Annotated in this window: 8 protein-coding genes and 1 tRNA gene; 2 read left to right on the top strand and 7 right to left on the bottom strand. The window is 76.5% G+C overall.

Features of this window, described 5'->3' with window-relative positions; genetic code table 11:
* Positions 1–101: 101 nt before the first annotated feature.
* Positions 102–1,004 (top strand): glycosyltransferase family 2 protein, encoded by a 903-nt coding sequence (locus tag ACYQBY_RS00145; RefSeq protein WP_459642418.1) that lies wholly within the window; start codon positions 102–104, stop codon positions 1,002–1,004.
* 105 nt (positions 1,005–1,109) lie between these two features.
* On the opposite strand, the gene hrpA is transcribed toward ACYQBY_RS00145, so the two are convergent.
* Both hrpA and ACYQBY_RS00135 read right to left on the bottom strand, forming a co-directional pair.
* Complete coding sequence (gene hrpA / locus ACYQBY_RS00140; protein ID WP_459641790.1) at positions 1,110–5,360, bottom strand: ATP-dependent RNA helicase HrpA; 4,251 nt, start codon at positions 5,358–5,360, stop codon at positions 1,110–1,112.
* Between the two features lie 72 nt (positions 5,361–5,432).
* Complete coding sequence (locus ACYQBY_RS00135) at positions 5,433–6,575, bottom strand: pentapeptide repeat-containing protein (RefSeq protein ID WP_459641789.1); 1,143 nt, start codon at positions 6,573–6,575, stop codon at positions 5,433–5,435.
* Positions 6,576–6,729: 154 nt separating this feature from the next.
* Between ACYQBY_RS00135 and ACYQBY_RS00130 the strand changes: the two genes are divergently transcribed.
* Entirely contained in the window at positions 6,730–7,677 is a 948-nt protein-coding gene (locus ACYQBY_RS00130) for a CARDB domain-containing protein (protein WP_459641788.1), read from the top strand.
* Between the two features lie 114 nt (positions 7,678–7,791).
* Here the strand turns inward: ACYQBY_RS00130 and ACYQBY_RS00125 are convergent, their stop codons facing one another.
* The 5 genes from ACYQBY_RS00125 to cmk all read right to left on the bottom strand — a co-directional run bounded on the left by ACYQBY_RS00125 (position 7,792) and on the right by cmk (position 13,605).
* Positions 7,792–10,122 carry a putative bifunctional diguanylate cyclase/phosphodiesterase gene (locus ACYQBY_RS00125; RefSeq protein WP_459641787.1) on the bottom strand — a complete coding sequence of 777 codons (2,331 nt, stop codon included), beginning with the start codon at positions 10,120–10,122 and terminating at the stop codon, positions 7,792–7,794.
* A gap of 333 nt (positions 10,123–10,455) precedes the next feature.
* Positions 10,456–10,529: transfer RNA gene (locus ACYQBY_RS00120), tRNA-Pro, on the bottom strand.
* A 48-nt stretch (positions 10,530–10,577) separates the two neighbouring features.
* Positions 10,578–12,140, bottom strand: coding sequence for a ribosome biogenesis GTPase Der (der, locus tag ACYQBY_RS00115; RefSeq protein ID WP_459641786.1), 1,563 nt, complete (start codon positions 12,138–12,140; stop codon positions 10,578–10,580).
* Positions 12,137–12,862 (bottom strand): lysophospholipid acyltransferase family protein, encoded by a 726-nt coding sequence (locus tag ACYQBY_RS00110; protein ID WP_459641785.1) that lies wholly within the window; start codon positions 12,860–12,862, stop codon positions 12,137–12,139. The genes der and ACYQBY_RS00110 overlap by 4 nt, the downstream gene beginning before the upstream one ends.
* Positions 12,859–13,605: a (d)CMP kinase gene (cmk, locus tag ACYQBY_RS00105; protein WP_459641784.1), complete on the bottom strand. Its 747-nt coding sequence runs from the start codon at positions 13,603–13,605 to the stop codon at positions 12,859–12,861. The genes ACYQBY_RS00110 and cmk overlap by 4 nt, the downstream gene beginning before the upstream one ends.
* Positions 13,606–13,653 lie beyond the last annotated feature (48 nt).

The raw sequence follows: 13,653 nt of genomic DNA, 5'->3' as shown, positions 1-13,653 counted from the left end.
CGGGGGCAGGACAGCGGGCGGGCCGGGTTCCCGGGCAGTTCACCGGGCCGCAGCGGGCCCCGTGGCCGGAGCAGCCGCTCGACGGCCCGCCCGATCACCGGGTGACCGTGGTCGTCATCACCTGGCAGCGCCGGGAGGAGGCCCTGCTGGCGGTGCGCAGGCTGCTGGCCCTGCCGGAGCGCCCGCGCGTCATCGTCCTGGACAACGCCTCCACCGACGGCACGAGCGCCGCGCTGCGCGCCCAGCACCCCGCGGGGTCCCCTGGCGCCGACCGCCTCGACGTCATCACCCTGCACCGCAACGAGGGCGCGGTGGCGCGCAACATCGGCGTGGCCTCCGCGCACACCCCCTACGTGGCGTTCTGCGACGACGACACCTGGTGGGAGCCGGGGTCGCTGCGCCTGGCCGCGGACGTCCTGGACGCCGACCCCCGCGTGGCGGTGCTCACCGCGACGATCCTCGTGGAGCCCGGCGGGATCGACGACCCCATCAACGCCGAACTGCGCGAGTCGCCCGTGCGCGGCGCCCCCGGGCTGCCCGGCCCGGCGCTGGGCAGCTTCCTGGCGGGGGCCTCCGTGGTGCGCCGCGACGCGTTCCTGCGGATCGGCGGGTTCTCCGAGCGGCTCTGGCTGGGCGGGGAGGAGGAGCTCATGGCCGCCGACCTCGCCGCCGCCGGCTGGGAGCTGTGCCACGTCCAGGACATGGTGGTCCACCACCAGGCGTCCGTGCTGCGCGACGCCCACCGCCGCCGCCGCGACGGCATCCGCAACACCCTGTGGTTCACGTGGCTGCGCCGCCCGGCCCCGGTGGCGCTGCGGCGCACGGCGTTCCTGCTGCGCACCGTGCCCCGGGACCGCGTCTCCGCGCTCGCGGTGCTCGACGCGGTGCGGGGCGCGCCGTGGGTGGTGCGGGAGCGGCGGGTGCTGCCCGAGCACGCCGAGGCCCGCTTCCGGGCGCTCGAGGCGGCCCAGGAGGCCTCCACGGCCCGGCAGTACGTGAGCTGACCAGCGCGGCCGCTCCCCGCCCATCTCCGGGTTTCGGTGGGCACAAGCACCCCCGACCCCGCCCATCTCCGGGTCTCGGCGGGCAGCGGCGGGCCGCGGCAGGGCTCAGCCGAGCTCGGCCAGCGCTTTGAGGACCCGCTCCTCCGAGACGGGGTGCGCGGTGCCGACCTGCTGGGCGAACTTGGAGATGCGCAGCTCCTCCAGCATCCAGCGCACGCGCCGCACGCCCTCGGGCACGTCGTCCCAGTCGCCGGAGCGGGCGCGCACGGCGTCGTAGGAGGCCCGCACGCGCGCGAGCTCAGCCATCCGCACCCGGTCCCGCTGGGGGTTGGCGGGCAGCGCCTCCAGGCGCCGCTGGGCACCACGCAGGTACCGCAGCAGGTCGGGCAGCCGGTCGTGGCCGGCGGCGGTGACGAACCCGGGGCCGACGAGGTCGGAGAGCTGGGTGCGCACGTCAGACAGGGACGGCAGGACCGCGAGGCTGGTGGTGCGGGAGAGCGCCCGTTCGACCTCCGCGGCGGCGGTGAGCACGCGCATCGTGCGCTGCAGGGTCTCGGCGGCGCGCTGCGGGAGCCCGGCGCGCACGCGCGCGGCGAGCTCGGCGAACCCCTCCCGGGTGCGGACGGGCCCACCGGCGGCGGCCAGCAGGGAGTCCACCGAGCAGGTGACGCAGTCCTCCAGCACGGCGGCTGCGCTGCCGTGCGGGGCGCGGGCCAGGAGCAGCTTGGCGTCGTTGGGCAGGTCGGCCTGCAGGGCCCGCGCCGGGGAGGGCAGCGTGAGCAGCAGCAGGCGCCGGGTGCCGCGCCACATCGCCCGCTCGGCCTCGGCGGCGGTGGGGAAGGTCCGGACGCCGACGGCGTCCCCCTCGTCGACGAGCGCCGGGAAGCCGGTGACCTCCACGCCGGCACGGGTGGAGGTGTGCGTGGCGGGGATCTCCTCGGGCAGCTCCGCCCAGCTCGTGGCGCCGCTGCGCTGCAGCTCGTCGGAGGCCTCCTCCAGCGTCTCCTGCACCTGCTCGGCCAGCGAGGCGCGCAGCGCGGCGAAGTCCTTGCCCTCGGCGAGCACGGTGCCCTCCGCGGCGTCCGGGGAGTCGTCGAGGACGCGGAACGTCATGCGCAGGTGGCCGGGGACCTTCTCCACCTCGAAGTCGTCCTCGTACAGCTCCACGCCGCTGCCCAGGCGCGGCAGCTCCCGCGCCAGCGCCGCGGTGAGCGGTTCGGTGTGCGGGCGCAGGCGGCGCAGCACCGCGGCGGCGCAGTCGGGGGCGGGCACGAAGTTCACCCGCAGCGCCTTGGGCAGGGAGCGGATGAGCGCGGTGACGAGGTCCTGGCGCAGGCCGGGCACCTGCCAGGCGAGGTCGTCGGCGTCGAGGCGGTTGACGACCCCCAGCGGCACGTGCACGGTGACGCCGTCGGCGGCGCTGCCGGGCTCGAACTGGTACGTCAGGCGCAGCGCGAGGTCGCCCTGCCACCACAGGTCGGGGTAGTCCTCCTCGCGGACGGTGCCGGCGCCCTCGGCCACCAGCATCGCGGGGTCGAACGTCAGCAGCTCCGGCTGCTCGCGGCGGGTGCGCTTCCACCAGGAGTCGAAGTGCCTGCCGGAGACGACGTCGGCGGGGACGCGCGCGTCGTAGAAGCGGAACAGCGTCTCGTCGTCGACGACGATGTCGCGGCGGCGGGCGCGGTGCTCCAGCTCCTCCGCCTCCTCCAGCAGCTCGCGGTTGCGGGCGAAGAACTCGTGCCGGGTCTCCCAGTCCCCCTCCACGAGGGCGTGCCGGAGGAACAGCTCGCGCGAGAGCTCCGGGTCGATGCGGCCGTAGGCGACGGTGCGGCCGGGCACGATCGGCACCCCGTAGAGGGTGACGCGCTCGGTGGCGACGACGGCGGCGCGGCGGCGCTCCCAGTGCGGCTCGGAGTACTGCCGTTTCACGACGTGCTCGGCGAGCGGCTCCACCCAGCGCGGGTCGATGGTGGCGACGACCCGCGCCCACAGCCGGGAGGTCTCCACGAGCTCGGCGGCCACCACCCACGCGGGCTGCTGCCGGCCGAGGGAGGAGCCGGGGAACAGCGCGAACCGCGCGCCGCGCGCACCGAGGTACTCCGTCTGCGGCCGGGTGACGGTGCGCGTGCCCTTGGTGGGCAGCTCCTTCATCCCGATGTTCGCGAGCAGCCCGGCCAGCAGGGAGCGGTGCAGGCCGTCGGCGTCCACCGACGCGGCGGTGACGGCCTCCGAGCCGCTCCCCGCGGCGCCGGCCCGCTCCTCGGGGAGCTCGGGGATCTCCGGGACGCTCACGTCCAGCTTCAGGTCCCGCGCGACGCGGCGCAGCTGCTCGAAGGTGTCCTGCCACTCGCGCACCCGCAGGACGTGCAGGAACTCCTGCTTGCAGCGGCGCCGGAACGCGGAGGAGGACAGGTCCCGCTGCTGCCGCTTGAGGTACCACCACAGGTTGAGGTACGTGAGGAAGTCGGACTGCTCGTGGCGGAAGCGCGCGTGGGACTGCGCGGCCTGCTGCTTCTGCTCGTGCGGGCGCTCGCGGGGGTCCTGCACGGACAGGGCGGCGACGACGACGAGGACGTCGTGCAGGCAGCCGTTGCGGGAACCCTCCAGCACCATGCGGGCCAGGCGGGGGTCGATGGGCAGGCGGGCGAGGTCCCGCCCGACCGGGGTGAGGCGCGGCACGCCGCTGGTGGTGCCGGGCTCCAGCGCGCCGAGCTCCTGCAGCAGGTGGACGCCGTCGGTGACGGCGCGCTTCTCCGGTGGCTGCACGAAGGGGAAGGCGGCGATGTCCCCGAGGCCGAGGGAGGTCATCTGCAGGATGACGGCGGCGAGGTTGGTGCGCAGGATCTCCGGGTCGGTGTACTCGGGCCGGGAGAGGAAGTCCTTCTCGGAGTACAGCCGGATGCAGACGCCCTCGGCGACGCGGCCGCAGCGGCCGGCGCGCTGGTTCGCCGACGCCTGGGAGATGCGCTCCACCGGCAGGCGCTGGACCTTCGTGCGGTGGCTGTAGCGGGAGATGCGGGCGGTGCCGGCGTCGACGACGTAGCGGATGCCGGGCACGGTGAGGGAGGTCTCGGCGACGTTGGTGGACAGCACGATCCGGCGGTGCGCCGAGCGGGAGAACACGCGGTGCTGCTCGGCGGCGGACAGCCGCGCGAAGAGCGGCAGGACCTCGGTGCCCGTGAACTGCCGCTCCCGCAGCAGCGGCTGCAGCGCGTCGGCGGTCTCACGGATCTCCCGCTCCCCGGAGAGGAAGACGAGGATGTCGCCGGGGCCCTCGGCGGCGAGCTCGCGCACCGCGTCGACGATCCCCTCGCTCTGGTCGCGGTCGCTGTCGCGCGCGGCGAGGGCGTCCTCGGGGGCGTGCCCGACGCCGTCGTCGTCCTCGTCGTCGTCCTCCTCGTCCTGCTCCTCCGCCTCCGCCGCCAGCAGGGGGCGGTAGCGGACCTCCACGGGGTAGGTGCGCCCGGAGACCTCCAGCACGGGCGCGCCGCCGAACGCGGCGGAGAAGCGCTCGGTCTCGATGGTGGCGGAGGTGATGACGAGCTTGAGGTCGGGCCGGCGCGGCAGGAGCTGGGCGAGGTAGCCGAGGAGGAAGTCGATGTTGAGGCTCCGCTCGTGGGCCTCGTCGAGGATGATCGTGTCGTAGCGGCGCAGCTCCCGGTCGCGCTGGATCTCGGCCAGCAGGATGCCGTCGGTCATGACCTTCACGAGCGTGTTCTCGCCCACCTGGTCGGTGAAGCGCACCGCGTAGCCGACGGCCCCGCCGAGCTCGGATCCGGTCTCCTCGGCGACGCGCTCGGCGACCGCGCGGGCGGCGATGCGCCGCGGCTGGGTGTGCCCGATGGTGCCGCGCACCCCCCGGCCGAGCTCCAGGCAGATCTTGGGCAGCTGGGTGGTCTTGCCGGAGCCGGTCTCCCCCGCCACGACGACGACCTGGTGCTCGCGCAGGGCCTCGGCGATGCGGTCCTTGTCCTGGCTGACGGGCAGCTCCGGCGGGTAGGACAGGACGGGCACGGCGGCCCGTCGTGCCTGCAGCCGCGCCTCGGCGCGCTCGACGTCGGCGGTGATGGCGCTGAGCTGTTCCTCGAAGCGCTGCGGGTCGCGCTGGCCGGAGAGGGCGTGCAGGCGGCGGAGCAGGCGCTGCTCGTCGCCGAGGGTGCAGCCGGTGAGGCGGGCGGCGAGGTCGGCGGCGCGCGAGTCGTCGGGGAGGGTGGCGGGGCGGTGCCCCGCGGAGGCCGGGCCCCGCCCGGGGGTGCCGCGGCGGTCGCGGGCCTCCTGGCGGGCCGTCGGGCGACGGCTGGTGCGGGGGCCGCCCGGTGGGCTGCCCTGCGGTGCACGACTCCCCGGCTGCGGCATGACGGGTGCGAGTCTACGTGCCGCCCGCGGGCGGGGCCTCCGGGTTCCCGGGCGGGCGCCCGCCCCCGCCGATCAGGGACGGCGCCGGCGCGCGCGCCCGCCGGGGCCGGGGCGCCGGGGCCTGCCCCGCCGCACGGCCGGGTCGGGCAGCGCGACGGGCCGGGAGGCCGCGCCCCAGTGCGCGGGCGCCTCCAGGTGCGCGGGCACCCGGGTGGTCGCGTCGCCGGTGGCGGCGGCGAGCTGGGGGCGGGCGCAGAACAGGCTCGTGGACAGCTCCGCACCCTCCAGCCGGGCGCCGCGCAGGTCCGCCCCGAGCAGGTCCGCCAGGCGCAGGTCCGCGCCGCGCAGGTCCGCGCCCAGCAGCCAGGCGCCGCGCAGGTCCGCGCCGCGCAGGTCCGCGCCGCGCAGGCGGGCACCGGCGAGGTCGGCGCCGCGCAGCGAGCGGGAGCCGGGGACCGCGGCGCGCGCCCGGGCGCTGACCCGGGCGAGCAGCTCGCCCACCCGGGCGTGGTGCGGCGCGACGTCCGGCAGCTCCCCGCCCGCCGACACGGTGTCCACCAGCCGCTGCACGCCGGCGAGGGCGCGGCGCACCTCGGGGTGCAGGGCGGGGACGTCGAGCAGCAGCGCCTGGGCGAGGTGGAAGAGCAGCTCGTGCAGCCGGCGCTGCGCGGCGAAGAGCGCGGCGACGTCGGGCGGGGACGTGGTGGACCGCGCCGTGGAGGGTGCGGTGGACGGCGCCGTGGACGGCGCGGTGGAGGTGTCGCGGGTGACGCGCTGCCCGGCGCCGTAGCAGTCGAACACCGTGCAGCCGGTGTACCCGCGTGCGCGCAGCTCACCGTGGATCCCGCAGCGGTGACCGGTGGTCAGGTGGCGGCAGGGGGTGCCGGCGGGCTTGTCGACGGGGAAGTCGGCGGAGGCCGTGAACGGCAGGACGGTGCAGCACAGGGCGGAGCAGGCCTCGCAGTCCCCGCGCAGGGACGCCAGGAGCGCTGCCGGGTCCGGGCCCCTGGGCGGGCCCGGGGGCGGGCTCGGGGGCGGGTCCGGACGCGGGTCCGGGGCCGTTGCGGGGTGCCGGCCGCCGCCGGGCGGGTGGGGGTCGTGGCGGGGCAGCGGGTCCTCCTGCGTGCTCGGCGGGGCGGGTTCGGCGGGCGGTGCGCAGCGTACGGCGGGGGTCCCGGCGCCACGGCCCGTCACACCGCCCCGAACTGCCCTCACCCGATCGGAGTAACTACGAGTCACCTTTCCTAACGCAGCGCAGCGACCGGCCGATGGAGGGTTGCCGGACGCGGACCGGGGCAACGCCCCCGGGACACCACGCGGAAGGCACACACAGCGGCCACAGGCCAGAGAACACCACGGGGGACACACCATGAACCGCATCGCTCGCGCTCTGCTCACCGCCGCCACCGGCGCCGTCCTCGCCCTCGGCGCCGCTCCGGCCGCCCAGGCCACCGGCACCCCGGACCTGGTCGTCACCGCGGTCACCTGGAACAGCGCGTCCCCCGCCGCCGGCTCCGCCGTCACCTTCTCCGCCACGATCAAGAACACCGGTACCGCCGCCACCCGCGCCGGCGTCATCCACGGCGTGCAGTTCAAGGTCGACGGCGCGATGGTCACCTGGTCCGACACCTCCACCGCCTCCCTGGCCCCCGGCGCCAGCCGCACCGTCACCGCCAACTACGGCCCGGCCCGCACCGCGACCTGGAAGGCCACCGCCGGCAGCCACGTGGTCACCGCCGAGGTCGACGACGCCCGCCGCATCGCCGAGGGCAACGAGACCAACAACAAGCGCGACCGCTCGCTCTCCGTGGCCACCGCCACCGCCACGACCACCGCCGCCGCCTCGGGCACGGTCGACCCCACCGCCCGCGTCGGCACCGACGCCCAGGGCCAGCAGCGCGTCCTCGTCGACGCCGTGCTCGGCTCCTCCGGCCAGGCCACCTACGTCCACTCGGCCGTCAGCGGCACCGTCACCGTCGGCTGCTTCCGCGAGGGCGTGCTGGTCGCCGGCACCGAGCAGGCGATCGGCACCCGCACCGTCGGCGTCCTCGGCGCCGACCGCTACGCCGCCTCCACCGTGGACTACGTCACCGCCGACGCCGCCGCCGGCGCGACCCGCGCCACCGCCCAGACCTTCCACGAGTCGATCCTGCGCTCCGACTACGGCGCCCCGTCCTCGATCACCTGCGCCGCCGGCACCACCGCGGACTTCTCCCGCTGGCAGATCAGCCGCGTGGAGTCCCGCCGCTACGCCGCCGCCACCGGCGCGCTGGTCTCCAGCGCCGCCAAGTCCGTCAGCGTGAACTTCGCCCTCTGAGAACTCCCGCCCACCCAGCACGACGCGCAGAGGGCGCCGGCCACGCGGCCGGCGCCCTCCGCGCGTGCTCCGTTCCGGCAGCCCAGCACACCCCGCCGGCGCCTCCGCGGGCGCTCAGCGCGCGACCGGGCTGCCCGCGGCGAGGACGGGCCCGAGGTCGGCCGCGGGCACCGGGCGCCCGAAGAGGTAGCCCTGGGAGACCTCGCAGCCCAGCTCGCGCAGCACGGCGTGCTGCCCCTCCTCCTCCACACCCTCCGCGACCACCGACAGGTCCAGGGCGTGGGCCATGGAGACGATCGCCGCCACCAGCCGGGTGTCGCTGAGGTCCTGCCCGAGCCCGCGGACGAAGGAGCGGTCGACCTTGACCACGTCCACGGGGAGGCTCTTGAGGACGGCGAGGCTGGAGTAGCCGGTGCCGAAGTCGTCGAGGGCGACCCGGACCCCGAGCCGCCGCAGGCGCGTCAGCGTCGCCCGCGCGGCCTCCGGGTCCGCCATGACGGCCGTCTCGGTGATCTCCAGCCCCAGTGCGGCGCCGGGCAGGCCGGTGGCGTCGAGGGCGTCGGTGACCGTCGCGACGAAACCGGGGTCGGCCAGCTGGTGGGGCGAGACGTTGACCCACATGGTCACCCCCCGGGTGGCCGGGTGGCCCGCGCGCCAGCTCGCCAGCTGCCGGCAGGCGTCCAGGAGCACCCGGCGGCCGATCTCCACGATCAGGCCGTTCTCCTCCGCCACGGGGATGAAGTCGGCCGGCGAGACGGTGCCGAGGCCGGGCGAGGTCCAGCGCAGCAGCGCCTCGAACCCCACGAGCTCCCCGGTGACCGTGTCGACCTCCGGCTGGTAGACGAGGTGCAGGGCGTCGGTGCCGACCGCCTGCCGCAGGGCCAGGTCCAGCCGCAGGCGGGCGGAGGCGCGCGCCCGCAGCGCCCCGTCGCAGGCCTGCACGCGCGCCCGCCCCGACCGCTTGGCGTGCCGCATCGCCAGGTCGGCGTCCCGGAGCAGGACGTCCAGGTCCGCGGTGCCGCTCAGCTCCGTGGTGGACAGCCCCACGCTCGCGGACAGCTCGATGGTGTGGCCGGGGACCCGCACGGGCCGGGTGAAGCAGGCCGTCACGCGCTCGGCGACCACCCGGGCCGTGGCCGGCGGCACGTCGGGGACGAGGACCGCGAAACCGTCCCCGGCGAACCGGCAGACCACGTCACGGGGCCGCAGCGCGGTCCCGAGCGCGTCGGCGACCGCCGCCAGGTAGAGGTCCCCGGCGGTGTGCCCGAGGGAGTCGTTGACCGCCTTGAAGTGGTCCACGTCGCAGGAGAGCAGCGCGTGCACCGTCCCGGCGGCCGGAGCGCGGGCCAGCACGTCCCCCGCCGCGGCGAAGAACGCCGCCCGGTTGAGCAGGCCCGTCACCGTGTCGCGGGTGGCCAGGCGGGTCAGCTCGCGCCGGGAGCGGTCCCGTTCGACGGCGACGCGGGTGAGGTCGCGGAAGCTGTCGACCGTGGCGGCGTCCGGTGCCCCCGCCTCCCCCGCCTCGCGGCGGTACAGGGCGAAGGTGCCCAGCACGGTGCCGTCGGCGCCCAGCACGGGCAGGGAGGTGCAGGAGGCCAGCCCGTGCTCCGCCGCGAGGTCGCGGAACCCTGCCCACTTGGGGTCGGTGGCGATGTCGGCGACGACCACGGTCTCGCGCCGGTGCACGGCCGTCCCGCACGAGCCGACGCCCTCACCGGCGCGCACCCCGTCGATGGCCGCCCGGTACGCCGGCGGCAGGTTCGGCCCCGCCCCGTCGCGCAGGGTGACGCCGTCCTCGTCCAGCAGGAGGACCGAGCACAGCAGACCGGGGCCGAGCAGCGCCTCGACGTGCCGCGCGAGACGGTCCAGCACCTGCGGCAGCGGGCGCCCGGCGGCGACCGCCTCCAGCACGTCGCGCTGGGCCTCCTGCTCCCGCCTGCGCAGGCGCTGGGCGAGCAGGGCGCTGCCCTGCTCCGCCAGCGCCGCCAGGTGCCCGGCGACGCGGTCGTCGACCTGCGGCCGCGGGGAGGGGTCGAGGACGCAGAGCGTCCCGAGCACGTGGCCGCCGGCGTCCCGCAGCGGCGCCCCGGCGTAGAAGCGGACGTCCCCGCACCGCACCGCCGGGGCGGCCCCGAAGCGCTCGTCGGCCGCGCAGTCGGGCACGACGAGGGGCTCCCCGCCGGCCACCACGTGCGCGCAGGCGCTCGCCTCGTCGGGGACGTCCGCCTGCGGGGGCACCGAGCGGTCGGTGGCGGCCGCGACGACCACCCGTCCCGGCAGGACGAGGGTCACGCAGCCCACCGCCGCGCCGGTGACGGCCGCGGCGAGACCCGCCAGCCGCGCGAAGTCCTCGCGCAGCTCGGGCAGCAGCGACTCCAGCTGTGCGAGCGCCGCCGTCCGCGCGGGTGCGGCGACGGCCGCGCGCACCTGCGAGCCCTGGAGCACCGTCGACCACCACCCTCCCCGGTCCCCGCCCGGAGAGGCGGCCTCGCCTCCTGTATCGGCTTCCGGCGCACCGCCTCGATGCGGCGACCGGGTGACGCGCGGGGCACCGGTCCCACGATGCACCTCCCGGCGCCGGGTGCCCACCCGACGCGGGAGCGGCGGCGCACGCCCGACGGCGGGGTCCGGGGCGCCCGCGCCGGCGACGACGCGCGGGAGGTGGCAGAGGGCGCCGCCGGAGCGGAGCAGCCGGCGCGACGGTCAGGCTCCGCGGGAACGCAAGGAGCGGGCCCCACCCCGGAGGGCGAGACCCGCTCTGACCTGCTGCTGAACCTGTCGGGCTGACAGGATTTGAACCTGCGACCCCTTGACCCCCAGTCAAGTGCGCTACCAAGCTGCGCCACAGCCCGATCGGCCCGGGACACGCTCGCGCGTTCCGGACCGGGTGAGAGCTTACCTCACCGCTTGCGCTTCTCCCGCACCCGCACGCTCACCTCGATCGGCGAGCCCACGAAGCCGAACGTCTCCCGCAGCCGGCGCTCGATGAAGCGGCGGTAGCCCGCCTCCAGGAAGCCGGTGGAGAAGATGACGAAGCGCGGGGGGCGGGTGGAGGCCTGCGTGCCGAACAGGATGCGCGGCTGCTTGCCGCCGCGCACCGGGTGCGGGTGCGCCGCCACCAGCTCACCGAGGAACGCGTTGAGCCGGCCCGTCGGGACCCGGGTGTCCCAGGACTCCAGGGCGGTGTCCAGCGCGGGCACCAGCTTCTCCACGTGCCGGCCGGTGAACGCCGAGACGTTCACCCGCAGCGCCCACTGCGTCTGCACCAGCTCCCGCTCGATCTCCCGCTCCAGGTAGATCCGGCGCTCCTCGTCGGTGAGGTCCCACTTGTTGTAGGCCAGCACCAGGGCGCGCCCGGACTCCTGCACCATGCTCACGATGCGGATGTCCTGCTCCGTCAGCGGCTCGCTGGCGTCGAGCAGCACCACCGCCACCTCGGCCTTCTCCAGCGCCGCCTGCGTGCGCAGGGACGCGTAGAAGTCCGCGCCCTTCGTCTGGTGCACCCGGCGGCGGATGCCGGCGGTGTCCACGAACCGCCACTGCCGCCCGCCCAGCTCGATCAGCTCGTCCACCGGGTCCCGCGTCGTGCCCGCCGTGGGGTCCACGACCACCCGCTCGGAGCCGGCGAGCTTGTTGAGCATGCTCGACTTGCCGACGTTGGGCCGGCCCAGCAGCGCCACGCGGCGCGGGCCGCCCGTCGCGACGGCACCGCCGACCTGCGAGACCTGCGGCAGCAGCGCCACCGCCGCGTCCAGCAGGTCACCGGTGCCGCGCCCGTGGATCGCCGAGACCGGGTACGGCTGCCCCAGCCCCAGGGACCACAGCGCCGCCGCGTCCGCCTCACCGCGCTCGTCGTCGACCTTGTTCGCGGCGAGCACGACGGGCCTGCCGGAGCGGCGCAGCAGGCGCACCACCTCCTCGTCGGTGGCGGTGGCCCCGACGGTGGCGTCCACGACGAACACGACCGCGTCGGCCAGCTCGATCGCGATCTCCGCCTGCTCCGCGACGCGCAGGTGCAGGCCCACGACGTCGCGCTCCCAGCCGCCCGTGTCGACGAGGGTGAAGTCCCGCCCCGACCAGTCCGCCTGGTACATCACGCGGTCGCGGGTGACACCCGGCACGTCCTCCACGACGGCCTCGCGGCGGCCGAGGATGCGGTTGACCAGCGTGGACTTGCCCACGTTGGGCCGCCCGACGACGGCGAGCACCGGCAGCGGGCCGCGGGGGGCGTCCTCCTCGCCGTCGGAGCCACCGCCGTGCAGGAGGGCGAGGTCCTCCTCGGACAGCTCGTACTCCTCCAGGCCGGCGCGCAGCGCCCGCTCCCGGCCCGGCCCGTCGCCGCCGGGCCCGCCGTCGAGCTCCTCTCCGGCGTCGAGCTGTCCCGGGGCGTCGAACTCCTCGGGCACGTCCTGCTCCGGCACCTCGTGCACGTCCCCACGCATCCCGTCGTCGCCCGGCCTCATCGCTGCCCTCCCGGCACGTCCCCGGACGCCAGCTCGCCCAGTCCCAGCTCATCGCCCGCCATGTCCTGCGGCAGCGGCATCCCCAGGCGCTGCATGGAGCCGAGCACGTGGCCCGACAGCCGCGTGCGCACCTGCTCGGCCGCGGCGGCCAGCGCCACCCGGCCCGGCACGCCCGCCTCCCTCGTCACCGTGAACGGCTCCCCGAAGGCGAAGTGCAGCCTGCGCCGCGGCGGGGGCAGCTTGCGCTCCCGCTCCCCCGGCAGGTGCGCGCCGAGGCAGGCCACCGGCACCACCGGGGCCTGCGACTGCAGCGCCAGCCACGCCACGCCCGAGCGCACCGAGGAGGCGTCCCCGCGCCCGCGGGTCCCCTCGGGGAACACACCCGCCGCGCCGCCCTGCTGCAGCACCGACAGGACGGCGCTGAGGGCGCCGCGGTCGCCGTGGCTGCGGTCGATGGGCACCTGCCCCGCCCGCGTCAGGGCCCAGCCCACCACCCCGGTGAACATCTCCCGCTTGACCAGGAAGTGCACGTCCCGCGGGGCCACCGCGAACAGCAGCGGACCGTCGAGGATGGAGGCGTGGTTCGCGGCGAAGAGCACCGGCCCGGTGCGCGGCACGTCCTCCGCGCCGTGCACCGCGGAGTTCCACACACCGTGCGCGAGGAACGTGCCGACGTGCTTCGTCCAGCGCCGGGGGGTCTCGACGGTGACGTCGGCGCTCACCGCGCCACCGCCACGGCGCGCCGCACGATCGAGAGCAGGGCCTCGACGGTGCCCTCGAGGTCCAGGTCGCTGGAGTCGAGCGTCACCACCCCGTCCGCGGCGGCCAGGAAGTCCGTGGTGCGCGAGTCCACGCTGTCCCGGCGCAGCACGCCGTCGCGCACGGCCTCGAGCGCGCCCTCGTCCGCGGCACCGTGGTCCTGCCGGGCCCGGCGGGCCAGGCGCACCTCCTCGCGCGCCGTCAGCAGCACCCGCACCGGTGCCTGCGGGGCCACGACCGTGGTGATGTCGCGGCCCTCCACGACGACACCGGGCTCGAACCCGGCGGCCGGCGCGGCGCACGCGGCGTCGATGAGGGCTCGCTGGCGCAGGATCAGGTCGGCGCGCACCTCGGGGACCGCGGCCACGGCGCTGACCGCGGCCGTCACCTCCGCGCCGCGCACGGCCCCGGTGACGTCGACCGCGCCGACGTGGGTGGTCGCGGCGGCCGGGTCGGTGCCCACGACGAGGGCGACGGAGCGCACGTGCCGAGCGATCGCCGCGGCGTCGGCCAGGTCGACCCCGGCCTGGAGGCAGGACCAGGTCACCGCCCGGTACATGGCCCCGGTGTCGAGGTAGGCGGTCCCCAGCCGGGACGCGGCGGCGCGGCACACGCTGGACTTGCCGGAGCCGGAGGGGCCGTCGACGGCCACGACGAGCGGCGCCGCTGCGGACGCGGAGGAGCTGGGGCGTTCGGGCAGGGGCACCGTCGAAGGTTAGTCGAAAGCGCGCGGGCCCCCGCACACCCGCCGCTG

Source organism: Kineococcus anabasis (genome assembly GCF_054590795.1).
The sequence above is the reverse complement of the archived record's forward strand: the minus strand, read 5'-3'. Positions and strand labels throughout refer to the sequence as shown.